The organism is Nocardia arthritidis NBRC 100137, assembly GCF_001612765.1.
In the GTDB taxonomy this organism is placed as follows: domain Bacteria; phylum Actinomycetota; class Actinomycetes; order Mycobacteriales; family Mycobacteriaceae; genus Nocardia; species Nocardia arthritidis.
On record NZ_BDBB01000009.1, the window covers coordinates 13,346 to 37,182 of the forward strand.

24 protein-coding genes are annotated in these 23,837 nt (G+C 67.5%); 8 read left to right on the forward strand and 16 right to left on the reverse strand.

What is annotated here, in order from left to right; genetic code table 11:
- The first annotated feature begins 15 nt into the window (after positions 1 to 15).
- Both NA8_RS08805 and NA8_RS08810 read left to right on the forward strand, forming a co-directional pair.
- Positions 16 to 1,197: a pyridoxal phosphate-dependent aminotransferase gene (locus NA8_RS08805; protein ID WP_084466631.1), complete on the forward strand. Its 1,182-nt coding sequence runs from the start codon at positions 16 to 18 to the stop codon at positions 1,195 to 1,197.
- Between the two features lie 2 nt (positions 1,198 to 1,199).
- Entirely contained in the window at positions 1,200 to 2,240 is a 1,041-nt protein-coding gene (locus tag NA8_RS08810; RefSeq protein WP_169810473.1) for a 2-hydroxyacid dehydrogenase, read from the forward strand.
- 64 nt (positions 2,241 to 2,304) lie between these two features.
- Here the strand turns inward: NA8_RS08810 and NA8_RS08815 are convergent, their stop codons facing one another.
- Entirely contained in the window at positions 2,305 to 2,889 is a 585-nt protein-coding gene (locus NA8_RS08815) for a TetR/AcrR family transcriptional regulator (protein WP_063050053.1), read from the reverse strand.
- Positions 2,890 to 2,953: 64 nt separating this feature from the next.
- Here NA8_RS08815 and NA8_RS08820 point away from each other — a divergent pair, with 64 nt between their 5' ends.
- The 3 genes from NA8_RS08820 to NA8_RS08830 all read left to right on the forward strand — a co-directional run bounded on the left by NA8_RS08820 (position 2,954) and on the right by NA8_RS08830 (position 5,156).
- On the forward strand, positions 2,954 to 3,823 hold the full coding sequence (locus tag NA8_RS08820) for an alpha/beta fold hydrolase (RefSeq protein ID WP_063050054.1): 870 nt from the start codon (positions 2,954 to 2,956) through the stop codon (positions 3,821 to 3,823).
- A gap of 95 nt (positions 3,824 to 3,918) precedes the next feature.
- A complete protein-coding gene (locus NA8_RS08825) occupies positions 3,919 to 4,293 on the forward strand; it encodes a MerR family transcriptional regulator (protein ID WP_063049894.1) in 375 nt (124 codons plus the stop codon).
- Positions 4,290 to 5,156 carry a TIGR03619 family F420-dependent LLM class oxidoreductase gene (locus NA8_RS08830; protein ID WP_063049895.1) on the forward strand — a complete coding sequence of 289 codons (867 nt, stop codon included), beginning with the start codon at positions 4,290 to 4,292 and terminating at the stop codon, positions 5,154 to 5,156. Before NA8_RS08825 ends, NA8_RS08830 begins: the two co-directional genes overlap by 4 nt.
- 32 nt (positions 5,157 to 5,188) lie before the next feature.
- On the opposite strand, the gene NA8_RS08835 is transcribed toward NA8_RS08830, so the two are convergent.
- The 11 genes from NA8_RS08835 to NA8_RS08885 form a co-directional block, all read right to left on the reverse strand.
- Entirely contained in the window at positions 5,189 to 5,689 is a 501-nt protein-coding gene (locus tag NA8_RS08835; RefSeq protein ID WP_040866291.1) for a flavin reductase family protein, read from the reverse strand.
- 340 nt (positions 5,690 to 6,029) lie between these two features.
- Positions 6,030 to 7,358: an MFS transporter gene (locus tag NA8_RS08840; RefSeq protein WP_063049896.1), complete on the reverse strand. Its 1,329-nt coding sequence runs from the start codon at positions 7,356 to 7,358 to the stop codon at positions 6,030 to 6,032.
- A 126-nt stretch (positions 7,359 to 7,484) separates the two neighbouring features.
- Entirely contained in the window at positions 7,485 to 8,714 is a 1,230-nt protein-coding gene (locus tag NA8_RS08845) for a cytochrome P450 family protein (RefSeq protein ID WP_063049897.1), read from the reverse strand.
- A 9-nt stretch (positions 8,715 to 8,723) separates the two neighbouring features.
- Complete coding sequence (locus NA8_RS08850) at positions 8,724 to 9,986, reverse strand: cytochrome P450 (protein ID WP_063049898.1); 1,263 nt, start codon at positions 9,984 to 9,986, stop codon at positions 8,724 to 8,726.
- A gap of 201 nt (positions 9,987 to 10,187) precedes the next feature.
- The gene (locus tag NA8_RS08855; protein ID WP_063049899.1) at positions 10,188 to 11,486 is read right to left on the reverse strand and encodes a cytochrome P450; all 1,299 of its coding nucleotides are present in this window, start codon (positions 11,484 to 11,486) and stop codon (positions 10,188 to 10,190) included.
- A gap of 259 nt (positions 11,487 to 11,745) precedes the next feature.
- Positions 11,746 to 12,975, reverse strand: a complete 1,230-nt coding sequence (locus tag NA8_RS08860; RefSeq protein ID WP_063049900.1) for a cytochrome P450 family protein — start codon at positions 12,973 to 12,975, stop codon at positions 11,746 to 11,748.
- Positions 12,976 to 12,989: 14 nt separating this feature from the next.
- Entirely contained in the window at positions 12,990 to 14,261 is a 1,272-nt protein-coding gene (locus NA8_RS08865; protein ID WP_245663726.1) for a cytochrome P450, read from the reverse strand.
- Positions 14,258 to 14,863: a GTP-binding protein gene (locus tag NA8_RS08870; protein ID WP_040866287.1), complete on the reverse strand. Its 606-nt coding sequence runs from the start codon at positions 14,861 to 14,863 to the stop codon at positions 14,258 to 14,260. The genes NA8_RS08865 and NA8_RS08870 overlap by 4 nt, the downstream gene beginning before the upstream one ends.
- A complete protein-coding gene (locus NA8_RS08875) occupies positions 14,838 to 15,188 on the reverse strand; it encodes a DUF742 domain-containing protein (protein ID WP_039805398.1) in 351 nt (116 codons plus the stop codon). Before NA8_RS08875 ends, NA8_RS08870 begins: the two co-directional genes overlap by 26 nt.
- A 73-nt stretch (positions 15,189 to 15,261) precedes the next feature.
- Entirely contained in the window at positions 15,262 to 15,687 is a 426-nt protein-coding gene (locus tag NA8_RS08880) for a roadblock/LC7 domain-containing protein (RefSeq protein ID WP_063049901.1), read from the reverse strand.
- Positions 15,687 to 17,057, reverse strand: a complete 1,371-nt coding sequence (locus NA8_RS08885; RefSeq protein ID WP_063049902.1) for an ATP-binding protein — start codon at positions 17,055 to 17,057, stop codon at positions 15,687 to 15,689. Before NA8_RS08885 ends, NA8_RS08880 begins: the two co-directional genes overlap by 1 nt.
- Before the next feature lie 626 nt (positions 17,058 to 17,683).
- On the opposite strand from NA8_RS08885, the gene NA8_RS08890 reads away from it, so the two are divergent.
- Positions 17,684 to 18,115 (forward strand): type II toxin-antitoxin system Rv0910 family toxin, encoded by a 432-nt coding sequence (locus NA8_RS08890; RefSeq protein WP_063049903.1) that lies wholly within the window; start codon positions 17,684 to 17,686, stop codon positions 18,113 to 18,115.
- Positions 18,116 to 18,124: 9 nt separating this feature from the next.
- Here NA8_RS08890 and NA8_RS08895 read toward each other — a convergent pair whose 3' ends face one another.
- Positions 18,125 to 18,841 (reverse strand): SDR family NAD(P)-dependent oxidoreductase, encoded by a 717-nt coding sequence (locus NA8_RS08895; RefSeq protein WP_063049904.1) that lies wholly within the window; start codon positions 18,839 to 18,841, stop codon positions 18,125 to 18,127.
- Positions 18,842 to 18,924: 83 nt separating this feature from the next.
- Between NA8_RS08895 and NA8_RS08900 the strand changes: the two genes are divergently transcribed.
- Complete coding sequence (locus tag NA8_RS08900) at positions 18,925 to 19,479, forward strand: TetR/AcrR family transcriptional regulator (RefSeq protein ID WP_063049905.1); 555 nt, start codon at positions 18,925 to 18,927, stop codon at positions 19,477 to 19,479.
- A gap of 211 nt (positions 19,480 to 19,690) precedes the next feature.
- Here the strand turns inward: NA8_RS08900 and NA8_RS08905 are convergent, their stop codons facing one another.
- Both NA8_RS08905 and dapA read right to left on the reverse strand, forming a co-directional pair.
- A complete protein-coding gene (locus NA8_RS08905) occupies positions 19,691 to 21,229 on the reverse strand; it encodes a DHA2 family efflux MFS transporter permease subunit (protein WP_063049906.1) in 1,539 nt (512 codons plus the stop codon).
- Positions 21,226 to 22,161 carry a 4-hydroxy-tetrahydrodipicolinate synthase gene (dapA, locus tag NA8_RS08910; RefSeq protein WP_084466633.1) on the reverse strand — a complete coding sequence of 312 codons (936 nt, stop codon included), beginning with the start codon at positions 22,159 to 22,161 and terminating at the stop codon, positions 21,226 to 21,228. Before dapA ends, NA8_RS08905 begins: the two co-directional genes overlap by 4 nt.
- 71 nt (positions 22,162 to 22,232) lie before the next feature.
- Here dapA and NA8_RS08915 point away from each other — a divergent pair, with 71 nt between their 5' ends.
- Complete coding sequence (locus NA8_RS08915; protein ID WP_063049907.1) at positions 22,233 to 23,111, forward strand: LysR family transcriptional regulator; 879 nt, start codon at positions 22,233 to 22,235, stop codon at positions 23,109 to 23,111.
- A 5-nt stretch (positions 23,112 to 23,116) separates the two neighbouring features.
- Here the strand turns inward: NA8_RS08915 and NA8_RS08920 are convergent, their stop codons facing one another.
- Positions 23,117 to 23,773: an EthD domain-containing protein gene (locus tag NA8_RS08920; RefSeq protein WP_063049908.1), complete on the reverse strand. Its 657-nt coding sequence runs from the start codon at positions 23,771 to 23,773 to the stop codon at positions 23,117 to 23,119.
- Between the last annotated feature and the right edge of the window lie 64 nt (positions 23,774 to 23,837).

Sequence of the window (23,837 nt, forward strand, 5' to 3'; positions counted from 1 at the left end):
GAAGGTTTACCAACCGTGACATCTACTCGTACGCAGTGTTCGAATCTTCCGAATCCGCTCGGGCACACCACCAGCACTACCTACGAGAGGCGCAGTCTCGATCGAGCCGTAAACCTATCGGATGCTCATTGCCGTCAACCGCTGACGCTTTCGCAGAACAACATCGTCGAGCGGTTCCCCGAGCTGTTCCACGACGCGCGAAAGCAATCGCAATCCGAGCTGGAAGAAGCGTTCCTCGCCGCTTTTCTGCGGCTGGCCGGCGAGCCGATGCATCGCGATGTGTCCAGGTATATGCTGTCGTATTCCGCGTCATCTGCCATCACGATGGTAGTAAGTCATTGCGCTCGCGCGGGTAAACGAGTCGCCTTGATCGAGCCGGTCTTCGACAATATTTCATCGATCCTGCGCCGAGAGAATGTCGAGCTCGTACCGCTGCCGGAACAAGAGTGCACCGTCGAACGCCTGCCCGCGGCGGTGGCTCGGCTCGAACCTGCGGTGATCTGGTTGGTCTCACCCAACAATCCCACTGGATGGGCGCTGTCGGAACCGGAGTTCAGAACCCTGGTCCAATGTTGCGCCGACCGTCGTTGCACCCTGGTCCTCGACGCCTCCTTCCGCTTCTTCTCGCCTCAGCCCATCGGTTGGTCGCAGTACCAGGTTCTGGAGGAATCGGGAATCTCATATATCGTGCTCGAAGACACCGGCAAGACCTGGCCCACCAGTGAAATCAAGGTCGGACTGACGGTATGCAGCCCGGATATGTACAAGGACATGTACCGGCTGCACGACGACCTGTTGCAAAGCGTCTCCCCTTTCCATCTCCGGGTGCTGACGGAATTCATCGAGGACAGCTGCACGAATGGCGTAGAGCGCAGCATCCTGCCTGCTGTACTACAGAACCGGGATATCCTCCGGTCGATCCTGGCGGATTCGGAATTGGATTTCCTCACCGATTTGCGGTCGCCCGTTTCGGTGGACTGGCTACGCCTCCGGGAGGGATGCGATTGCGAGGATTTCGTCCATGCGGCGGTTCGAGATGGAGTCCACGTTCTACCCGGGACGAACTTCTTCTGGAATCAGCCGGAGCGCGGGCGAGAGTTCGTTCGGGTCGCCTTGGCCCGCGATCCGCAGCTGGTGCTGGAGGGTGCGCGGTTGCTGCGAGACACCGCGACCCGGCTCGCCGCGAAAGAAGCATGACGATGAGCGCTCGATCGAGCCGTTATCGCACCTTGCTGACCGGGGCTGATCCGACACCCGCCGATACCGAATGGCTGCGGCGGAAGAATCTCGAAGTCGATGTTCGTCGCCACGACCTATCCGAAGCCGAGTTGGCGCGCGCGCTGATAGGCAAGGACGCGTACATTCTCGGTGGTGTGGAGCGCGCGACCGCCACCGCGCTGTCCACTGCCGACGACCTCCGAGTCATCGCGTTCATGGGCGTCGGATATCAGCCATACATCGATATCGCGGCAGCGACTGCGGCGGGAATCGCGGTGACCAACACGCCCGGAGCCAACGCACGTGCGGTCGCGGAATTCACGATCGGTCTCATGCTCGACGCGTGGCGCCGGATCACGGACCTGACGATGGAAACGAACGCCGGTCGATGGCCCGAGATCAAGGGGCGCAACCTTCATGCGAAGACGCTCGGCATCATCGGAATGGGGACCATCGGTGCCATCGTCGCCCGGATGGCGGCCGATGGGTTCGGGATGCGGGTGGCCTACGTGAGCCGAACAGCGAAACCCGAACTGGAACAAAAGATCCCCGCTCGCCGGGTCGAGCTGCCCGAGCTGCTCGCCGAGTCCGATGTCATCAGTCTCCATGCTTCATACGGCCCGCAGACGGACCGGATGATCGGCGAAGCGCAGCTGGCTGCCGTCAAGCCCGGCGCGATTCTGATCAACACTTCCCAAGCGGAACTCGTGGATCCAGCGCCGTTGCGAGCCGCACTGCTCGACGGTCGCCTCGCGGCCGCTGCCATGGACGGCTATTACATCGTGCCCGCGCCTTCCGCGCAAGACGATCCCCTCGGGTTGATGACGTTGAGCAACAACAGGTTTCTCGTCACACCGCACGCGGCGGGCGCTACCGAGGAGTCCTTCCGCGCGATGCTCACGGCCAATGTCGAGTCCATCAGGAATATTCTCGAGACTGGAGAAGACCCCCGAGTCGTCAACCCAGGCTTCCGTGATCATGCCCGTTGGTTGCCGGCGCCCCGCAGGCCCTCGAGTCGATGACGTCGAATCAGTGTGCCCGGATTCGCCGCGAGGGGCACTCGGATGATGGCGGACTATTGATCTCCTATTCGCCCGCCCCGTTCAGCATCTGCTCGATGCGGGCGCGCAACGATCGGCCGGCCGCGTGCAGGGGTTCGGTCGAGCGAAGGGTGCGGCTGAGCACGAAAGCGCCCTCGAGCGCCGCGAGGACGGCGAGGATGAGCTCGCGGGCGTCCGGTGCGGGCAAGCCGCGGCGGGCGAAGTAGTCGGCGCCCTCGTCGATCCAGGAGGCGATGACCTCGGCGGCGACTTCGCGCAGCCCGGGTTCGCTGTCGGCGACCTCGCCCGCGACGGTGCCGACCGGGCACATGTTCATCCAGCCGGTCTGTTCGATCTGCTCGGCCGCCGACGCGAACGCGGCGGGAATCGCCTCGCGCAGGTCATCGTCGACGTCCAACAGCACAGGGAGCAACTGCAGGTACGCGGCTCCGGACGTGCGCAGCGCCGCGGCGGCGATCTGCGGTTTCCCCTCGGGGAAGTGGTGATAGAGCGACCCCATCGGCGCGCCCGCGGCGACGGTGAGCTGCTTGACGCTGGCGCCCGCGTAGCCCTGCGTTCGCATCAGCTCGGCCATCGCGGTGACGAGGCGTTCCCGGGTGCTGGTTGACATCTTCTCGGTCACCGTTCCAGACTAGAGCAACTACTCTAGAGCGATCGCTCGGATGGAGGCGGACATGCCCGTTGTCGAACTACCGGTGGGCCGGGTGCACTACGTCGAACGCGGCGAAGGACCGCCGGTCGTTCTGTTGCACGGCCTGCTGATGAACCACACGGTATGGGACGAGGTCCTCGACGTCCTGCCCGACGGCTTCCGGTACGTGCTGCCGGACCTGCCGCTCGGCGCCCACCCCCTACCGCTGCGCCCGGGTGTGGACCTGAGCTTGCGCGGCTTGAATCAACTCGTCGCCGATTTTCTCGCCGCATTGGATCTGCGGGATGTCACGCTCGTGCACAGCGATTGGGGTGGTGCGCTGTTCCTCACCGCCTACGGGCTCGACGAACGCGTCGGCAGGCTCATCGTGCTGCCGTGCGAGGCGTTCGACAATTTCCCGCCCGGCCTGCCGGGCAAGATGGCCACCGTCGCCACCTATCTGCCGGGCGGCGTTTCACTGGCGCTGCGGCAATTACGCGTTCGATGGCTGCGTCGCTCGCCGCTGCTGTTCGGTTGGATGGCGCGGCGCCCGCTGTCCGACGCGCTGGTGCGCGACTGGACCGAACCGGGGCTGCGGGATGCCGGGATTCGGCGCGACCTGCTCGCCTACACCAAGTCGGGGTTCCGCAAGCCGGAATTGATCGCGAATACCGAGGCACTGCGCGACTTCCAGGGCGACGCGCTGATCCTGTGGTCGTCGGCGGGCAAGGTGATGCCGCGCGAGCACGGCCGCAGGCTCGCCGAACTGATCCCCGGGGCGAGACTGGTCGAAATCGATGACGCCTACGTCCTTTCGATGCTCGATCAGCCCGCCGCGGTCGCCGAGGCGATGTCGGAGTTCTTGGTCGAGCACCGCACCGCGCCGGAGCGGAACACTCGCCGACCGCGGTAGCGCACAGGCGTCCACCGCAGGCAGCGCTCTCGGGTGCTTGCCTTGACGTCGACGAGAAGGTTTAGCGTGGCGGTGACGGCGGCGAAGGAGGACGGATGCGCATCGGCGAACTGGCGCAGCGGGCGGGCACGAGCACCCGGGCCCTGCGGTACTACGAGGAACACGGTTTGGTGCGGCCGCGCCGCGCGGCCAACGGGTACCGCTCCTACGACGACGCGGAGGTGCGGATCGTGGCGAAGATCCGTGAACTGCTCGGCGCGGGGTTCGATCTCGACGACATCCGACCGTTCGTCACCTGCTTGCGGGCGGGCAACGGCTCCGGAGACATCTGCCCGGACTCGGTCTCCACGTTGCGGCGCAAGCTGGCCGAGGTCGATTCGTATATGGAACGGCTGGCCCAGGTGCGTCGCCATCTGAACGACCGGCTCGCGGCGGCCTGTGAGTTCGACCGGATCGAGCAGCCGAGGTGAAATTCGCGGTCAGCTACAGCACCCCCTTCTTCGGCGTCGACCCGGATCGACTGATCGCCTACGCCCAGCACGCCGAACGCTGTGGATTCGAGGCGATCTACCTGCCCGAGCACGTCGCGCTGTACCCGGGTGCGACGATCGGGCCGATGGAGCTCACACCGACGGTGCCGTTCGCCGACCCGCTCGACGCGCTGAGTTTCGTGGCCGCCGCGACGGATCGGATTCTGCTCGGCACCGCGGTGCTGCTGCTGCCCTATCACCATCCGGTGGTGCTCGCCAAACGCCTGGCGACGATCGACGTCCTGTCCGAAGGACGGATGCGCCTGCTCACGGTGGGCCTGGGCACGCTGCCCGGCGAGGCGCGGGCCGTGGGCGTCGATTTCGCCACCCGGGGCCGCCGTGCCGACGAGGCCATCGACGTGCTCCGGCTCCTGTGGTCCGGCGGCGCGGACGGGGTGAGCTTCGAAGGCGAGTTCTTCCGGTTCGAGAACCTGTGCAGTTACCCGAAACCCACCGGGGGCGGAACTTTGCCGATCCATGTCGGCGGATCGAGCCGCGCCGCCGCGCGCCGGGCCGGATCCCGCGGCGACGGCTACTTCCCGGGCGGGGTGCTCGGGCCGGTCGAACGCGCCACCCAGCTGGAGATCGCCCATGCCGCGGCCGGTACGGCGGGCCGGGACCCCAGCGCGTTCGAATACACCCGCTGGGGATCGATCGACATGCCCGCCGAGCGGGTCGAGGGAATGGCCGAACAGGGCGTCACGCGGATCGTCGTTAGCGCGAGTACGGGCGACCCGGAGCGCGCCCGCGACGAGTTGTCCGCCTTCGCAGCGCGCTTCGATCTTGCGAACGCACGGACGTAGCGACCGCGCACTCGTCGGCGCCGGAAACCTCCTCAGACGGCGTGGCCCGCAACCAGATCCGCCACCGAGTGATAATGCAGGGTCTCGGCGGCGGGTCGCCGCACGTCCCCGTCCTCGGGTTCCAGCAGCATGCCGACGTGATCGCCGAAGTCGTAACGCTCGCGGATGCGGGCGCTGAACCAACTGGGGACCGTACTGAGCACCGGAATGCCATCGGGACCCGCGTGCCAGTCGCAGTGCACGAACTTGTCGATGTCGTCGCCGGTCTCACCGCCGAAAAGCCGCGCCAGCGACAGCTGTTCACTGCCGAGCAAATGTACCGCGAGCCGCTCGGCGCGCTGCGCGACCCGGTATGTGTGGTTCTTCTTGGACAGGCCGATCAAGAACCGGCGCGGCTCGATGCTGACCTGCGTCGCGAATCCGACGAGACAACCGGCGCGCCGGCCATCCGCCTGCGCGGTGACCAGCAGCACGGGATAGTCTGCCGCCGCGACCACCGCGTCGAACACTGCGGTCCGGTCTTCGGTAGCCATCGGTCCTCCCAGCGTGATGCAACGTCTTCCCCGGATGCCCGCGCGATCGTCGCGCAAACATGCCGGACCGGGCAGCGCTCACCCTTCAACCGCGGCGGCCAACCGTCTGAGACGGCGACGCCGGAAGGGTGGGAAGCCCGGGTGACGGCCCGTGTAGATCGGCTCATTCCGGTCTACATCCCGTGGATGATAGTCCACCACAACGACTTACGCGCCGACACTGAAAACGCATGGTGGCGGTCGCCACATTGCGAGCGCACGGGCGCACTCCGCGGTCGACGTGCCCCGTCGCCCTCGTTTCAGCGGTGCCGGACCCGCGGTGAGCGCCGCTCCGGGCGGATCATGGCTCCGAGTTCCGGCGCACCGGAACGTCGCTCGCGCGTCCCCGCAGTGTCAGTACGCCTACGGCGGCCGCGATCATGCACAGCCCCACCACCCAGAGCCCGGCGCGCTGGCTTCCCGTCGCGTCCCTCAGCCCACCGGTGACGTACGGCGCCACGAAACCACTGACGTTGCCGATCGAGTTGATCAGCGCGATGCCGCCCGCCGCGGCGGCACCGGTCAGGAAGGTGCCGGGCAGGGCCCAGAACGTCGGCAGCGCCGCGAGCACGCCCACCGCGCAGACGGTCACCGCGATCATCGCGGCGAACGGATCGCCGAGATACAGGGCCGCCGGAATGGCGAGGCCGCCGAGCAGCGCGGGCAGCGCGACGTGCCAGACGCGCTCGCCGGTCCGGTCGGCGTGCCGCCCCCACCACACCATCACCATCGCCCCGATCAGGTAGGGCACCGCGTTGATCAGCCCGCGCTGCACCACCGAATACCGGGTACCGTACTGCTGCTGGAAGCCGTCGATGATCGTCGGCAGGAAGAAGCCCAGCGCGTAGAGGCCGTAGACGATGCCGCCGTAGACCAACGCGAGCCCGAGCACCCGCGGATGGGTCAGCGCGCGACGCAGAGTCCAGTGCTCGGCGCTGCGCAGCGCGTCTTGCTCGGCGGCGAGTTCGCCCGCGAGCCATTCCCTTTCCGCAGGGGCCAGCCAGGTCGCCCGCTCGGGACGGTCGGTCAGATAGAACCACGTCACCACCGCCAGCGCGATGGCGGGCAGACCCTCGACCAAGAACATGAACCGCCATCCGCTGAGCCCGAAGACCCCGTCGCCGTACTGGATGATCAGGCTCGACACCGTCGCGCCCAGCGCGGTGGAGATGGGCACCGCGGTCATGAACAACGCCACGATCCGCGCCCGTTGCGTCTGCGGGAACCAGTAGGTCAGATAGAGCAGGATGCCGGGAAAGAAGCCCGCCTCCACCACACCCAGCAGGAACCGCAGGATGTACAGCACGGTGGCGTCGGGCACGAACGCCATCGCCGTGGCCACCAGACCCCAGGTGACCATGATCCGGGCGATCCAGCGCCGGGCGCCGAACCGGTGCAGCGCCAAGTTGCTCGGCACCTCGAGCAGCAGGTATCCGACGAAGAAGATACCCGAGGCGAATCCGAAGGCGGTCTCGGTGAGACCGAGAGCGGTCTTCATACCGCTGGGTCCGGCGAATCCGATGTTCACCCGGTCCAAGTAGTTGACGAAGTACAGCAGCCCGAGAAAGGGCACCAGGCGAATCGTGACCTTGCGCAGCGTCGCGCCGGCCACCTCGGTGGTGGAAACCATCAGCGAACTCTCGGCCCCAGACCACCGCTTCGTCAAGTACGCCGCGGGAGAACCGCTCTCGCGCGAGCACACGAGACCGACGGCCGCTTCGCGCCCCCGGCCGTCACCGGGGGCGCGTGTCCGCGGCTAGTCGGCCGGCTCCAGATACACCGGAAGCCTGGCGTGTCCATTGGAAATGAAGCTGGACACGGTGCCGAGTTCATCGGGTCCTGCCGCTAAGCGCATGTTCGGGAAGCGCTGGAAGAGCGCGGGCAGGGCGATCTCGGCTTCCAACCGGGCCAGCGGAGCGCCCAGGCAGTGATGCGCCCCGTACCCGAAGGACATGTGCTCCTTGGTCGCTCGCCGCACGTCGAACTCGCCCGCGGTGGCGCCGTGCAGCTTCGGATCGCGGTTGGCCCCGGCGTAGGACGCGAGAATCGGCTCGCCTTTGGCGATGCGCAGGCCGTCGATCTCGATGTCGTCGGCGGCGAAGCGCAGCGGAAGATGCGCCACGGGCGCCTCGTAGCGCAACGCCTCCTCGATCAGGTCGGTCCAGGTCGCCCGCCCGTCGGTCACCTCGGCGAGCTGATCGGGGTGGGTCAGCAACGCGAAAACGGCCTGATCCAACAGGTTCACCGTGGTCTCGTGCCCGGCGCTGATGACGAGCAGCAGCGTGTCGATCAGCTCCTGCTCGGTCAGCTGCGAACCGTCGTCCTCGTCTCGGTGCGAGATCAGCAGGCTGGTCATGTCGTCGCCGGGTGTCTCGCGCCGATAGGCGACGAGCTCACCCAGGATCCGGTACATCTCCAGGTAGTTCGCCTGCGACTGTTCAGGAGTCAGCGAAGTATCGAAGATGCCGTCGACGCAGGTGCGCAAACCGGCGTGCAGGAATTCCGGAACCCCCATCAGGGCACTGATCACCTGGATCGGCAGCGGGTAGGCGAAGCCTTCCCTGAGGTTCACCGCGTCGCCCGCCGGAGTCGCCGCGAGCTTGCTCAGCAGATCCGTGGTGATCCGCTCGATCATCGAGCGCATGGCCTGGGTGCGGCGGTGGGTGAATGCGGGCGCGACCAGTTTGCGCAGTCTGCGATGGTCCGCACCGTAGGCGGTGAACATGTTGTTCACCGCGACCCACGGCAGCAACGGCCAGTCCTGCGGTATCTGCCCGTTGATGAGCGCAGGCCAGTGCTGCTTGGCGTCCTTCGACACCCTGGGATCGGCAAGCAACCGCTTGAGCAGATCCGCGTCGGTGACCGACCACGCCCGCACACCGCCCGGCAATTCGACGAGCGCCGCCGGCCCGCGCGCGCGGATTCGCGCGGATTCACCCTGGATGTCGGCGCCCGTCGGGTCGAGAACTAGGGGCTGGGTGTCCATCGGAACTCCTTAGAAGACGGTCAGCGGAGGGGATTTCGGAAAGACCACGGGCAGCGACACCAACGCGCGGTGGAACGGGCCCGGCCGCCAGTTCAACTGGCTGGGCGACACGGCCAAGCGCAGCTCGGGCAACGCGTCGAGGATCTGATCGATCGCGTCCTGGACCACCAGGTACGCGGCCGATCGGGCGGGGCAGGCATGCGGCCCCACGCTCCACGCCAGATGGGCGCGGCTGTCGGTGCGCTGACCGACACTGATCGCGGGATCGTTGTTGCAGCCCGCCATGCTGATCACGACCGGCTGGTGCGCGGGCAGCCAGACACCATCGATGAGGATCGGCTGCTTGGGATAGCTGACGCAATAGTTCGCCATCGGCGGGTCGTTGAACAACACTTCGTCGAGGGCGTCGCGAGTGGAAAGGCTCCCGCCGAGGAAATCTCCCGCGAACCGTTCGTCGGTGAGCATGAGCAGCAGTGTGTTGACGATCAGGTTCTGCATCGGTTCGATGCCGGCGCCGTAGAGCGTGACCAACTGATGGATCATCTCGACATCGGTTAGGCCCGCATCGTGCCGCAACAGCCGCGAGGTGACGTCGTCACCGGGCTCTTTGCGCTTCATCTGTACGAGTTCGAACAGCGCGTCGGTGAGCATCGCGTTGCCCTTGTCCGCGTTCACGCCCTCGAAGATGGCGGCCATGCCGGTCGCGACCTGCTGGCCGATGTCCGCCGGGCAGCCGATCATGGCGTTGAGCACCGCGAAGCTGAGCGGGAACGCGTACTGGCTGATCAGATCCGCCGCACCGTCCTCGCAGAACGCGTTGATCAACGGGATGGCGATGTGCTCGATGGTTCCGTGCAGCGAGTGCAGATCGACCCCGGCGATGCTCGCGACGTTCGCCTGCCGGTAGCGCAGATGTTCCAGGCCGGAACTGCGCAGCGCGTTCGGACGCCATTCCAGCATCGGCAGGACCGGGCACTCGCCCGGAACGTCCTTCTGCCAGGTGCGCGGATCGGCCGGGAAGTGGTCGGGATCGTTCAAGATGCGCAGCGCGGTGTGGTAGCCGATCACCAGCGTGGCGGGCAGGTTGGGCGACAACTCGACCGGGACGAGGGGACCGTACCGGCGGCGCATCTCGCGATAGGCCTGGTGCGGATCCTCGGCGTATTCCTGCGAATACAATGGGTAGCGAGGGCCGCTGCTGTCGATCGGCGAGCTGTGCGCGACGGGGCATCCGTTCGCGAACGCGGACGGCGGGAAATGTGGCGTGGTCAAAGACGAAACTCCAGAGGAACGAATATTTCGACGAACGCGATCGCCCGGCGCGTGCGCGCCGCGACGGCATAGGTCGACGTGATGCGGGGAAATCGGTGACAGGCCGGCGCACACCCTCATCAGCTGTGTGCACGACGACCTCTGAGGGCAACCTCCTTCTGGGTCGGATGCCACGGCGTCGGCACGCCGCGCGGAGCGCGACTACGACGCCGGACTCTTCGCCGACTGATCCCAAAGGACGGGCAGCGGCGGCGATTCGGGGAACACGACGGGCAGCGCGGTCAGCGATCGATGGAACGGACCCGGTCGCCAGGTCAGCTCCTCGGCGGGGACGGCCAGCCGCATCTCGGGCAGCGCGTCCAGCAGTTGGTCGATGGCGTCCTGCGCGATCATATAGGCCACCGAGCGGGCCGGGCAGGTGTGCGGCCCGACACTCCAGGCGAGATGAGCCCGGTTGTCGGTGTACTTGCCGGTGTTGATCGCCGGGTCGTTGTTGCATCCGGCCATGCTGACGACCACCGGCTGGTGAGCGGGTAGCCAGACGCCGTCGATCAGTATCGGCTGCCGTGGGAAGGTGACGCAATAGTTCGACAGCGGCGGGTCGGTGAACAACACTTCGTCCAGCGCGTCCCGGGTCGACAGGCTGCCGCCGAGGATGCCGCCCGCGAACCGCTGGTCGGTGAGCATCAGCCGCAGGGTGTTGATGATCAGGTTCTGCTCCGGCTCGATGCCCGCGCCATACAGCATCAGCACCTGCTGGGCCATCTCCGCGTCGTCGAAATCGACGGGATGGCTCAGTATCCGGGAGACGATGTCGTCGCCGGGATGAGATCGCTTCAGTGCCACCAGTTCCGCCATCGCGTCGTTCAACATCGCGTTGCCCCGCTCGGCCTCCACGCCTTCGAACATCGCCGCCATTCCCATCGCCGCCCGCTGCCCGATTTCCAGCGGGCAACCGAGCATGGCATTGATCACCGCGAACGACAGCGGAAAGGCGTATTGCGCGATCAGATCGGCCGAGCCCTCCGCGCAGAAGGTGTTGATCAGCGGAACGGCGATCTGCTCGACCGTGTTGTGCAGCGCGAACTGGTCGATCTCCTCGATGGCCGCGACGGTGGCCTGCCGGTACCTGGCGTGTTCCAGGCCGGTGTTGCGGATCGCGGCCGGACGCCACTCGAGCAGTGGAAGGACCGGGCAGTCGCTGGGCACGGTCTGCTGCCAGGTCCGCGAATCGGCGGGAAAATGGTCTGGGTCGTTGAGGATGCGCAGCGCGGTGTGGTAGCCGAGCACCAACGTCGCGGGCACTCCGGGCGACAGTTCCACCGGCACCAGCGAACCGTATCGCTTGCGCGCCTCTCGATAGACACGGTGCGGGTCCGATGCGAAATCGTCCGAGTACAGCGCGACGCGGGGGCCGTCGGAGCCGACCGGTGAGCCGTGCCGGACCGGGCAGCCGCTGGAAGCGGAAGCGGACGATGTCGAGGACTGTGGGTGGGTCAAAACGTGACTCCAAGGTCGGAACGTTCGACGAGCAGGGTAGGCACACGACACGCGTCCCGTGGTCTCGGGACTCGCTTTCCGTGTGAGCTTCGCAGTTCGACTTTACGCCGAATCACACTGCGGCAGAGCATATCTCGTGCACCGAACCGGCGCGATGGGCTGGGTTCCGCGTGCGCGCGCCCGCAGTGGAACACCTCTGCCCGGCACGGGCCGTCCGAGCGCCCGTGCCGGGTGGATCGAGATGTTCTTCCGGACCGGACTACCGCGCTGCCTCCAGGAACACCGGCAGCTCGGAATGGCCGTTGGAGATGAAGCTGAGCACGGTGCCCAGCTCGGACGGGTCGGTCGCGAGGCGCATGTCGGGGAAGCGCTGGAAGATGGCGGGCAGGGCGATCTCGGCTTCCAGCCGGGCCAGCGGCGCGCCGAGGCAGTGATGCGCGCCGTAACCGAAGGCCAGATGATCCTTGGCCGATCGCCGCAGGTCGAACTCGCCCGCGGTGGCGCCGTGCAGTTTCGGATCGCGGTTGGCCGCCACATAGGAGGCCAGGATCGCCTCACCCTTGGGAATGCGGACACCGGCGATGTCGATGTCCTCGACGGCGTAGCGCAGCGGCAGGTGCGCCACCGGCGCCTCGAAGCGCAGCGACTCCTCCACCACGTCCGACCACGGAATCCGGCCCGCCACCACGTCGGCGCGCTGGTCCGCGTGGGTGAGCAACGCGAAGATGGCCTGATCGAGCAGGTTCACCGTCGTCTCGTGCCCGGCGTTGATGACCAGCATCAGGGTGTCGACGAGTTCCTTCTCGGTCAGCTGTGAGCCGTCCTCCTCGTCCCGGCTGGCGATCAGCACGCTGGTGATGTCGTCGCCGGGCGTCTCCCGCCGGTAGGCCACGAGTTCGCTGATCAGCCGGTACATCTCGAGATAGTTGGCCTGGGCCTCCTCCGGCCCGAAGGAGGTGTCGAAGAATCCGTCGACACATTGCCGCACGCCGGGGCCCAAATGATCGGGCACACCCATCAGCTCGGTGATGACCTGGATCGGCACCGGATAGGCGTAGCCCTCGCGCAGGTCGACGGCCACACCGCGCGGGGTCGCCGCCAGTCCGTCGAGCAGGTCCGCGGTGATCGCTTCGATGCGCGGTCGAAGCGCCACGGTGCGGCGGTGCGTGAACGCGGGTGCGACAAGCTTGCGCAGCCGCCGATGTTCGGCGCCGTAGGCGGTGAACATGTTGTCGACCGCCACCCATGGGTGCAACGGCCACTCCTGGGTGATCTCGCCGTTCATGAACGCCGCCCAGTGCTGCCGGGGATCCTTCGACACGCGCGCGTCGGCCAACAGGCTCTTGAGCACGACGGCGTCGGTGATCGACCACGCGGGCACCCCGCCGGGCAGTTCCACCAGGGCCACCGGCCCACGCTCGCGCAGCCGCGCGGCCTCGCCTTGGATATCGGAACCGGTCAGATCCAAGACTATCGGCTCTTGCGACATCGGGACGCTTCTCCTTACACCATGTTCAAGGGAGGGGACTTCGGGAAGACGACCGGCAAAGCCGCCAACGCCCGGTGGAACGGCCCGGGCCGCCAGACCACTTGATCCGCGGGCACGGCCAACTGCATTTCGGGAAGCGCGTCGAGGAGCTGGTCGATGGCTTCTTGGACGACCACCGACGCCACCGACTTCGCGGGGCAGGCGTGCGGTCCGACAGCCCATGCAAGATGCGATCGGTTGCCTGCGGTTTCACCGCCGCGAATCGCCGGATCGTTGTTGCAGGCGGCCAGGCTGACCATGACCGGCTGATGCGCGGGCAACCAGGTGTTGTCGATCAGGATGGGCTGGCGCGGATAGGTGATGCAGAAGTTCGCCATCGGCGGGTCGTTGAACAACACCTCGTCCAGCGCGTCGCGCGTCGACAGACTGCCGCCGAGGACGTCGCCGCCGAAACGGTCGTCGGTGAGCATCAGCAGCAGCGTGTTGGTGATCAGGTTCTGCTGCGGCTCGATTCCAGCGCCGTAGAGACTGATCAGGTTGGAGAGCATCTCCTCGTCGTTGAGATTGGCCGGGTGATGCGCCAGCCGGGACGTGACATCGTCGCCCGGCTCCGCGCGGCGCTGGTGGATCAATTCCATCAAGGCCTCGGAGAGCATCTGCATGCCCTTGGCCGCCTCGACGGTGTCGAAGAGCATCGCCATGCCGGTGGCGACCCGCTGACCCAGTTCCGTCGAGCAGCCGACGATCCGGTTGAGCACTTCGAAGACGAGCGGGAACGCGTACTGCGTCACCAGATCGGCGGATCCGACCTCGCAGAAGGTGTTGATCAGCGGAATCGCGATGCGCTCGACCATCGAGTGCACCTCGTGCAGGTCGATGGCATCGATGCTCGTGGTGTAGGCGCCCCGGTAGCGGGCATGCGCGGCGCCGCTGTTACGCAGCGCGTTCGGGTACCACTCCATCATCGGACGGATGGGCGAGTCCTCGGGGATGTTCTTCTGCCAGACGCGGGGATCGGCGGGAAAGTGCTCGGGATCGTTGAGGATACGCACGGCTTCCTGATAGCCGATCACCAGCGTGGCGGGCACACCGGGCGACAGCTCGATCGGGACCAGCGATCCGTGGCGCCTGCGCATCTCCCGGTAGATCCCGTGCGGGTCGGCCGCGAATTCCTCCGCGTAGAGCGGGATCCTGGGACCGTCGGTGTCGATCGGCGATCCGTGCGCGACCGGGCAGGCGCCGGCGGCTAGTTCTGCGGGGAAAATCGAGGACTGTGGCGTGGTCAAATGCGAGACTCCAAACGGTGGAACAAGAATTCGACAAGCGTGATCAGCGAACGCAGGCACGTGCCTCGATCACGCGCGTCCAGTAACGTCAGCGGGGTGCCGGGTTCCAGGTCGAGGGCATCGCGCACCTCTTCCAACGGGTAGGGCCGTGCGCCTTCGAACTGATTGACCGCCACGGAATACGGAACGCCGCGTTCCTCGAGCACCGAGAGGACCTCGTCGGACTTCTCGATGCGGCGGGTGTCCACCAGCACGAGCGCGCCGAGAGCACCGCGGGCCAACTCCTCCCACAAGGGGACGAAACGCTGCTGGCCCGGAGTGCCGAACAGGTAGAGCGCGAGCTTGGGACTGAGGGTGATACGACCGAAGTCCATCGCGACCGTGGTCTGCGATTTGCCGGGCAGTCCGGCCATGTCGTCCACGCCGACGCTGGCTTCGGTGATGGTCTCCTCGGTGCGCAGCGGCTTGATCTCCGAGACGCTGCTCACGAACGTGGTCTTACCGACGCCGAAATTGCCGGCCACCAGCAGTTTCACCGAGCGGGTCACGGTCTCCGGCACGTAGTCGACGGCGCGATCAGACGGCGAGAGCACGGAGCCCATTGAGTACCTCCTCCAGCAGAGCGATCTCCGGCAGGGACTCGGCCGGGGTGGGGGTGACCAGGTGCCCGCCGTCCATGAGATCGGACGCGACGATCTTCACGACGGACGGCGGGAGGTCGAGGTACGCCGCGATCTCGGCGATCGACAGCGCACCTCGACGGCTGCACAGGGCCATGACCCGGCGCGCATCGGGCGACGCGCCGGGGAGTGGATCTTTGGCGGTCAGGACCAAAGTAACCAGGTCCAGCTCGCGAGTAGGACGCGTACGCCCTCCGGTGCGCACATAGGCCCGGACCAGGTCCGGATCGCGCCGCGGCTTGCTCATGACGGCGCCTCGCTTTCGCTCGGCTCCGTGATGCGCAGCGGCGCAGTACCTTTGACTCGCTCGCTGCGCTCGATCATGGCATTTCGCTGCCGTCTACGCGCCTACGCGGCTGGCTGCCGAGCTCGCGTCCGACCCGGCCGGCCAACTCGTTCATCCGGTGGGCGACGAGGCCCACATCGATCTCGTTGGTGGTCGCGACGCCGAGTAACGCGCCCTCGCCCGCCGCGGTGATGAGGATCATCCCCTGGTCGTACTCGGTCATGTTCTGCCGGACGCCATTCGTGGAATCGCCACAGAACTCGCCGAGCGCCTTGCCGAGCGAGCGCAGGCCGGAGGCCGCCGCGGCGAAGCGTTCCGCCTCGTCGCGGGCGATCCCCGTGGAGTGCGCGATCCGCAGGCCGTCGTCGGACAGCAACACCGCGAACCGCACACCCGTGATGCTGAGATCTTCGAGTAGCCAGCCCAGTTTGTTGCTGCTGTCGGTCACGGGTGTGGCCATCAGGATGTCATCCCTTCCGTGTCATCAGATGCGGCGGCGCGGCCGCTCTTGGAGCCGGTATGCCAAGCTGCTGCGACCTCGGGGCGAGCGAGGCCCGGTTCGGTGCGCGGCCCGACCGGGGCGAGCGCGACCGTCCGGCGTCGTCGCTTGGGTAACCCGCCGCTGGTGATCTCACTCACCGTCAGCGCGTGCTCGTCCTCGCCGGGCTGCTCGCTCGGCGCGTCCTGCGCGGGAACCGTCACCGGCTCCGGTTTTGCCTCGGTCACGGGCGCGACCTCCTGGACGTTCTGCGGGGTGACCAGCAGCGACTCCGGGATGTAGACCATCGCGCGCATGCCGCCGTAGACGTTCGGGCCGTCGATGTAGACGGTGAAACCGTAGCGGCGGGCCAGCGCGGCGATACCCGGGAAGCCGACCTTCGGCGACGGGCCGAGCTGGTGGATGTCGACGGGCCGCTCGTGCGCGAGCACTTGGCGGGCCTCCTCCATCTGCTCGGCGTTCATCCGCACGCCCGCGTCATCGATGATGACGGTGACGCCGTGATGTCCCTCCTGGAAGTTGACGTCCACGTAGGAAGTCGGCGGGGAGTATCGCAACGCGTTGTCCAGCAGGGTCGCCATCGTGTGCACGAGCGGTTCCACCGCGCGGCTGATCACGACGCGATCGAGCTGGTTGGGCCGCACCCGCAGGTATTCGCGGACGCGGCCGATGGCGCCGCCGACCACGTCGGTCAGCGTCTGTGCGGGCCAACGGCGGCCGGGCAGACCACCGCAGACGATCACGTAGGACTGCGCCTGACGGATCATCTGCTGCACGGTGTGGTCGATGCGGGTGAGGGTTTCGTACACCGCGTCGTCGCGATGCTCACGCAGCGCGGCGCTCACCACCTGGCTGACATCCGCGCCGAGACTGACCACGGAGGTACCGAACGAGCGCACCGCGGCGCTGGTCGCCTGGCGCGACGCCGAGGCGACCTCGGTGCGCGCGGCCTCCTCGGCGGCCTTGATCGCCTGCTGCGCCTCGTTGTTGGTCAGGTCCCTGGTCTCCGAGCGCATCAGGCTCAGATCGTCGGCGTACCGCTCGGAGATCCACCGCAGGATCTGCGCGAGCCGTGAATTCTCCATGCCCGCCTGAACTTCGACCGGGGGCACCTGCGACTCGAACCGGCGGATCGACTCGGCCACCGCGGGCAGCGTGGTGGCGGCGAACCGCTCGAGCGTGTCCTCCGTCGCGCGCTGTTCCCTGGTCACAGCCTCGAGCTTGGCCCGTTGAGCCCTGGCATACTGCACTGCGTACAACGCCCCCGCTACGGCGATCACCAAAGCGGCGGCGAGGATCCATGAAAGCACCACGGCGATATCTTGATTCATCAGTTCTTTCGTCGTTGACTGGTCTCGAGGAATCGGCCCACTGCCATCCTGCTTCGCTCGCCTTCCCTCGCCTGCCGACCATGAACGGACCGGTCGGTGGGGTCCGCGTCGGAGTACCGGAAACCCGCGACGGCACCGGCACTCACCCAGAGTGCCTACCGCACAGTGCCCGCAGGACAGGCGATTACATGTCAATCGCCGACCGCCCGGATCGTGTCCGAACGGTAACCAGAACCCGACCAAACGCACATTAGCAGCATTCCCACGAAGTCTCTGCCGATCCCATCGACACTTTCCGGTTTCCCGAAGCTGGGACGATACGTGCCGGGGATCGCGACATAGCTGCGCAATAATGTTGGGCTGCCGTGCAACCCGCGCACGTTCGCCCTGCATACGGGCCCGCACCTGGGATGAGCACCGGAAACGGCACCGGCGTCGCAGCGGCGCGGGGAGGCCCGGCGACCGGAACTCGGCAGGCGGAATCGGCGTTCACCGGTCTGTCGACAAACGTATTGACGGGTGTTCGATTTCGATTCCGTCGCGTCGTGTTCAGCTCGGCGTCGATCGTTCCCCGCGGCCACTCACCCTCGCGACCGGGCGGGCCACCGGCCGGATACCATGCGCCCATGGCAAAGCTGAAGGTCTCGGTCGACGTCCCGATCTCGCCCGAGGATGCCTGGACGCACACCTCCAACCTCGCCGAACTCGACAAATGGCTCACCATGCACGAAGCCTGGCGCGGGGAGGTTCCCGCCGAGCTGACCGTCGGCACCCAACTGGTCGGCATCGCCTCGGTGAAAGGCTTGCGCAACCGGGTCACCTGGACGGTGCGCGCCGCCGAGCCCCCGCGCCGCCTGCACCTGGCCGGCGCGGGCAAGGGCGGCACCAAACTGGGCCTGCAGCTGCTCGTCGCGCCGAAAGGCTCCGGTTCGGAGCTCACCGTCGACATCGAACTCGGCGGCGCGCCGCTGTTCGGTCCGATCGGATCCGGTGTGGCCCGTGCGGTCAAGGGCGATATCGAGCGCTCCCTGGACCGCTTCATCGCGCTCTACGGCTGAGCCCGAGCGTCATCCGCCGAGGGCGTCGAAGATCTCCTCGGCCCGGTCGCGGGTGCGATACATGTTCCACGCGGCCTCGGCCAAGTCGTCCGGATCGAGGGTGTGGCCTTCCGCGCTGCCGAAGCGCGCCGGGTCGGCGGTGACCATGGCGTGGATGTCTCCGCGCTCGACGAGACCCCCGATGGTGAGGGTGCCCGCGTAGAGGTTGCGCCCGGCCAGCGCCGCGTTGAGGGTCAGCGCGTAGTTGCGCAGCGCGGCGGCCGCGAGGGCGAGGTGACCGAGCATGGGCATGGGGCGGACGCTGGAAAGACCACCGGCGAAGAGCAATGCGCCGTCCCCCCGATCGAGCATGCCGGGCAGCACGTCGCTCACCACGTCCACCGCGGGCCATACCCACTCGAAGGCCGATCGCGCCTGCTCGGCGTCGATGTCGGTGATCGGCACCGGCTGCTGCGTGGGCCCCGGCCCGTAATAGACCATTCCGATCGGGCCATCGCGGCGGATGTCGCCGAGTACCGCGCCGAGCCGCGGCCGATCGGTGACGTCCGCGACGTGGGAGGTGGCGTCGATACCGCGCGCCCCCAGGTCCGCCAGGTATGCCGTGTGCCGCGCGTCGCTGCGCGAGACCAGCGCGACGCGAAATCCTTCCCGGCCGAAACGGCGGGCCATAGACATCCCGAGGCCGGGTCCGACGCCGACGATCACTGCTGTTGCCTGCTGCGTCATATCTCTCCCTAAATCTGAGGCCCCCCTCGATTTAACACCGTAGCATGAAGTCGAGGCTGCCCTCAGCTTTGTAGAATGGCCGCGTGACCAAACCGTTGCGCAGGGACGCCGCCCGCAATCGCGAGAATTTGCTGCGCGAAGCGGCCGAAGTATTCACCGAACAGGGCCTGGACGGCTCTCTGGAGGAGATCGCGCGGCGAGCGGGCGTCAGCATCGGAACGCTGTACAACCATTTCCAGACCCGCGACATGTTGATCGACGCACTCCTGCCGCCACGCCTGGCGGCCGTGGACGAGATCGCCGCCCGTGCGGCGGCCGAGCCGGACGCGTGGACGGCGTTCACCGGATTCGTGGAAGACCTGCTCGCCCGGCTGACCGCCGATCGCGGGTTGCTCGAGGCGTTCACCGGGGATCATCCCGCGGCGGCCCGGCTGGCGGAAGCCTGTCACCGCGGAATGTCGCAGCTGTCCGCCGTTCTCGCGCGCGTCCGGGAAGATGGCGCGCTGCGCGCTGACGCGACCGACGAGGACGTCGTCAATTTGATATGGGCGCTGTCGCTGCTCGGGGAGACCACCGGCTCGCCGTCGTGGCGGCGCGCCGCGGAGATCGTGTTCGACGGCCTTCGAAACCGTCGGTGACCGGAACGCGCACCGGTGCCGCTCGCAGCGGCAGTGGATCGGATTCGCCACGCCGATCAGGTGGCGGGGCCCGGTCCGGATCGTCCTCGACCGGACATCACCAGCTCCCACAGACGCGTCCCCGGCATGAATTCACGGGGCGATCGGGCGACAACCGGGCGACATCGTCCCGAGATCGCCTGAAGGACAGGCGATCTCGGGACGCGTACACCTACGCGTGTACCACCGTCGCGGCGTCGACCGCCTCCGGGTTCTTCGGCTTCGTGCGCGGCAGGAAGGATGCCGGGATCAAGGTGAGCACGATCAGCACCAGCGCCACCACATAGGTGTGGCTGAACGCCTCCGCGGCCTGCTGCAGACCGGTGTCGACGGCGCCCGGCGGAAGCTGGCTCGCCACGCCGGGATCGAAGTTCGACGCGATCGCCGGACGCGCGAGCGGCTGGTTGTTCAGCAGGTTGGTCAGCACCACCGACATCGTCGCCGTGCCGATCGAACCCGCGGTCTGGTTGACGATGTTCATCAGCGTCGACCCGCGAGCCACCTGCTGGTGGGTCAGGGTCTGGATCGCCGCGGTCATGATCGGCATCATGGTGCAGCCCATCCCGAGGCCCATCACGAACAGGGCGCCGATCATGGGGAGGTACGAGCTGTCCGCGTCGAGCTGGATGAAGTAGGCCGTCCCGATCGAGATCAGCGTGATACCGACGAGCACGATCTTGCCCGGGCCGATCTTGTCCACGAAACGGCCCGCGATCGGCATGCTGAGCATCGCGCCGATGCCCTGCGGCGCGATCAGCAGACCGGCTTGCAGCGCCGACTCGCCGCGCACCTGTTGCAGATAGGTCGGCAGCAGCAGGCCCGCGCCGAAGAACGCGATGGCGAACAGCACCATCGTGAGCACCGCGAAGGTGAGCGACCGGTTGCGGAACAGGTGCAGATCGATCAGCGGGTGCTCGGTGCGCAGCGCATGGAACACGAACGCGGCCATCAGCAGCGCGCCGATAACGGCCGGAATCAGCACCTTCGCCGCCAGCACGGTCCCCTCCCCCGGGATCGAGGAGACGCCGAACAGGAACAGCGCGAGGCCGGGCGAGGCCAGCAGCATGCCGATGAAGTCGAACGACTCCGAGGGCTCCGGCTTGTCGCCGGGCAGCAGGATGATCGCGAGCGCCAAGGCGACCACGCCGATCGGCAGATTGATCAAGAAGATCCAGTGCCAGCTGAAGTTCTCGATCAGCCAGCCGCCCAGGATCGGGCCGCCGATCGGGCCGAGCAGCATCGGCACGCCGAGCACCGCCATCACCCGGCCGACCCGCTGCGGGCCCGCGGCATGGGTCATGATCGTCATGCCCAGCGGCATCAGCATGCCGCCGCCCAGGCCCTGGATCACCCGGAAGGCGATCAGCGATTCGATGTTCCACGCCGTGCTGCACAGCAGTGAGCCGAGCACGAAGAAGGTGAGAGCCATGATGTACAGCCGCTTGGTGCCGAAGCGGTCGGCCGCCCACCCGGTCAGCGGGATCACGGTGGCCAGCGCGAGCGTGTAGCCGGTCATCGTCCACGCCGCGATGGCGTAGCTCGTGTCGAACTCGCGCTGGAAGGTCGGGATCGCGACGCTGACGACGGTGATGTCGAGAATCGACATGATCGCGCCGAGCACGACCACGCCCGCGACCTTGAAGACGGCCGCGTCCAGTTTGTCGGCCGACGGGTCGGGCCCAGCCGCCTGGGTATCCGGAGGTTGTGTCACCGCTTAAGCGTGGCACCTTCGCGGCCGCAACACCAGTCATTGCCCGTTCCTGATGTCGGGAATTCCGCGAGCGCGGACAAGGCGGCCCGGGTCGCGGCCTCGCTCGCGGGCAGCAACGGCAGCCGGACCGCGGCACTCGGTATGCGGCCCTGCGCGGCGAGCACGGCTTTGATCACCGCGGGATTGGGTTCGGCGAACAGCGCGGCCGACAGCACCGCCAGCCGGTGACCGAGCAACCGCGCCAGGTCGATCGGACCGGTGCGCCACGCGGCGACCAAGGCCGCGAACGACGAGGTGTGCACGGCGGCCGAGGCCGCGATCGCACCGGAGGCGCCGAGAGCCAGCAGCGGCGCGGCGAACAGGTCGTCACCGGCCAGCACGGCGAAATCGGCGGGTCGCGCGCTCATCAGCGCGATGGTGGCCTCATCGATGGCGCCGACGGCGTGCTTCAGGCCGATGACCTCGGGCATATTCGCGAGCGCGAGCAAGGTGTCGGTGCCGAGGGAAAGCCCGGTCCGATACGGGATGTGGTAGACGACCAACGGCACCGGGGACGCTGCGGCGAGCTCTCGGAAGTGTGCGAGCACACCCGCCTCGGACGGTCGCGTGTAGTACGGGACCACGGTGAGCGCCGCGGTGCTGCCCGGATCGAGACCGGCGAGGGCCTCGACGGAAGCCGCCGTCGAGTTCGATCCCACGCCGACCAGCAACGGCGCGTCGCGTTCCCGGCAGACTGCTGCGCACACGGCGACCACTCGCGCCCGCTCCTGCGCCGTCAGCGTCGCGGGCTCCCCGGTGGTGCCGAGTGCGACGATGCCGGACGCGCCGTCGTCGAGCACGTCGTGCGCGAGCCGCTCCAGCGCGCCTGCGGCGAGCGCGCCATCGGCCGTGAACGGCGTGACCAAGGGGACGAGAAGACCTGCGAGTGTCATGACGACCAGCCTGACCGCACCGAATCATCAGATCCAGTTCATGTTTCTGTCGCAGACCATAAGCTCGACTTATGCTCGATGTCCGGAAACTGCGTCTGCTGCGGGAACTGTCGCATCGCGAGACCATCGCCGCGGTCGCGGAAGCCCTCGCCTACACGCCGTCCGCGGTCTCGCAGCAGCTCGCCGCCCTGGAACGGGATGCGGGCGTGGCGCTGCTGAAGCGAACCGGCCGGCGGGTGACGCTGACCCCGGCGGCCGTGGCCCTGGTCCAGCACACCGAGCGGATTCTCGCGGTGCTCGAACAGGCCGGCGCCGAGCTGGCCACGACCCGCGCCGAACTCACCGGAACGCTGCGCATCGGAGCGTTCCCCACCGCGGTGCGGACCATCCTCTCCCCCGCACTCGTCGCACTGAGCAGTGCTCATCCCCGGCTGGAACTGCGTGTGACCGAACTGGATCCGGCGCTGGCGCCCGACGCACTGCGCGCCGAGACCCTGGATGTCGCACTGATCCAGGAGTACGACTACGTGCCGGTCCCCGCCGATCCCGCATTGCACAGCGAACCGCTGTTCGAGGAGATCGTCTATCTCGCGGCGCGTTCGGCCGAACCACTGGCCGCGCATCGCGAAAGTGCCTGGATCGCAAGCACTCCCGGCACGCTGTGCCACACGATGACCGTGCGCGCTTGCGAGGCGGCGGGCTTCACGCCCCGGATCCGGCATCACGCCGACGACTTCGGCACGGTCCTCGCGCTCGTCGCCGCCGGTCAAGGAGTCGCCCTCGTCCCGGAATTCGGGACGCGGGATTGCCCCCCGGGCGTCACGCTCGGCGCGCTGCCGACGCGACGGCGAACCCGCCTCGCCTATCGGCGCGGCGCGGGTAACCATCCCGCCGTGCGCGCCGCCCGAGTCGCACTTCGGGAATCGGCCGAACGTTCCCCCGGCCGCTGAACCGCTCAGCGCAGCCGATACCGGCTGGTGGGTACGACATCCAGGTTGCGGTCGCCGCCGAAGGTCGCGACGCTGGTCATCAGCCGCTCGATGCGGCGTGCCAACTCCGCCGCGTCGCCGCCGCTGCCGTAGAACGCGTGCGGATCGGTGAGCGCCTCGATCGGGAACAGCTCCTCCACGATTCCGGCGATGTCCGGCGCACCGGCCGTGGCGGGACCGGTCACGACGTTCTGCACGTAGCCGAATGTCGCCTGGGTCTCGATGGCGATCGCGGTGTGGTGGTTGCGCCAGCGGTCCAGCCAGTCCGCGTGCGAGAGGTCGTCCGGTTTGCGCAGGAAGGCGATGTTCGACAGGCCCGGCGCCCGCTCGCCCACAGCGGTGACCGGCGGCGGGATCGGAGTCGCCTCCTCGACGTGCCAGCCCGCCACCCGCTCGGCCACGGCGCTCAGCGCTCGTTCCGCCGCGTCCGGGCGCGGCGTCCCGTCCCACCAGACGCTGACGACGGCCTGCACCGGCGCGTCGAAAGTCGTGATGCGCAACATCGCCGTCTCGACCGCCGCGTCCGCGATATTCGCCTGCACCGCAGCGGCCTCCGCCAGTCGCGGCGCCGGATCCGCGGCGAGCAGGTCGCGCACGCCCCACAGCGCGTAGATCGTCTTCATCGCGGGTCACCTTCTAGAACACGTTTCACTCGGGATCCGAGCCTAGCCCACGGCACGGTTGGCC

Excerpts from the sequence above, each read along its gene's own strand:
- NA8_RS08810 (WP_169810473.1), top strand. The coding sequence starts at position 1,200 with ATGAGCGCTCGATCGAGCCGTTATCGCACCTTGCTGACCGGGGCTGAT.
- NA8_RS08820 (WP_063050054.1), top strand. The coding sequence starts at position 2,954 with ATGCCCGTTGTCGAACTACCGGTGGGCCGGGTGCACTACGTCGAACGC.
- NA8_RS08815 (WP_063050053.1), bottom strand. The coding sequence starts at position 2,889 with ATGTCAACCAGCACCCGGGAACGCCTCGTCACCGCGATGGCCGAGCTG.
- NA8_RS08840 (WP_063049896.1), bottom strand. The coding sequence starts at position 7,358 with ATGGTTTCCACCACCGAGGTGGCCGGCGCGACGCTGCGCAAGGTCACG.
- dapA (WP_084466633.1), bottom strand. The coding sequence starts at position 22,161 with ATGACACTCGCAGGTCTTCTCGTCCCCTTGGTCACGCCGTTCACGGCC.
- NA8_RS08890 (WP_063049903.1), top strand. The coding sequence starts at position 17,684 with ATGGCAAAGCTGAAGGTCTCGGTCGACGTCCCGATCTCGCCCGAGGAT.
- NA8_RS08885 (WP_063049902.1), bottom strand. The coding sequence starts at position 17,057 with ATGAATCAAGATATCGCCGTGGTGCTTTCATGGATCCTCGCCGCCGCT.
- NA8_RS08835 (WP_040866291.1), bottom strand. The coding sequence starts at position 5,689 with ATGGCTACCGAAGACCGGACCGCAGTGTTCGACGCGGTGGTCGCGGCG.
- NA8_RS08860 (WP_063049900.1), bottom strand. The coding sequence starts at position 12,975 with ATGTCGCAAGAGCCGATAGTCTTGGATCTGACCGGTTCCGATATCCAA.
- NA8_RS08825 (WP_063049894.1), top strand. The coding sequence starts at position 3,919 with ATGCGCATCGGCGAACTGGCGCAGCGGGCGGGCACGAGCACCCGGGCC.
- NA8_RS08920 (WP_063049908.1), bottom strand. The coding sequence starts at position 23,773 with ATGAAGACGATCTACGCGCTGTGGGGCGTGCGCGACCTGCTCGCCGCG.
- NA8_RS08915 (WP_063049907.1), top strand. The coding sequence starts at position 22,233 with ATGCTCGATGTCCGGAAACTGCGTCTGCTGCGGGAACTGTCGCATCGC.
- NA8_RS08875 (WP_039805398.1), bottom strand. The coding sequence starts at position 15,188 with ATGAGCAAGCCGCGGCGCGATCCGGACCTGGTCCGGGCCTATGTGCGC.
- NA8_RS08870 (WP_040866287.1), bottom strand. The coding sequence starts at position 14,863 with ATGGGCTCCGTGCTCTCGCCGTCTGATCGCGCCGTCGACTACGTGCCG.
- NA8_RS08880 (WP_063049901.1), bottom strand. The coding sequence starts at position 15,687 with ATGGCCACACCCGTGACCGACAGCAGCAACAAACTGGGCTGGCTACTC.
- NA8_RS08895 (WP_063049904.1), bottom strand. The coding sequence starts at position 18,841 with ATGACGCAGCAGGCAACAGCAGTGATCGTCGGCGTCGGACCCGGCCTC.
- NA8_RS08845 (WP_063049897.1), bottom strand. The coding sequence starts at position 8,714 with ATGGACACCCAGCCCCTAGTTCTCGACCCGACGGGCGCCGACATCCAG.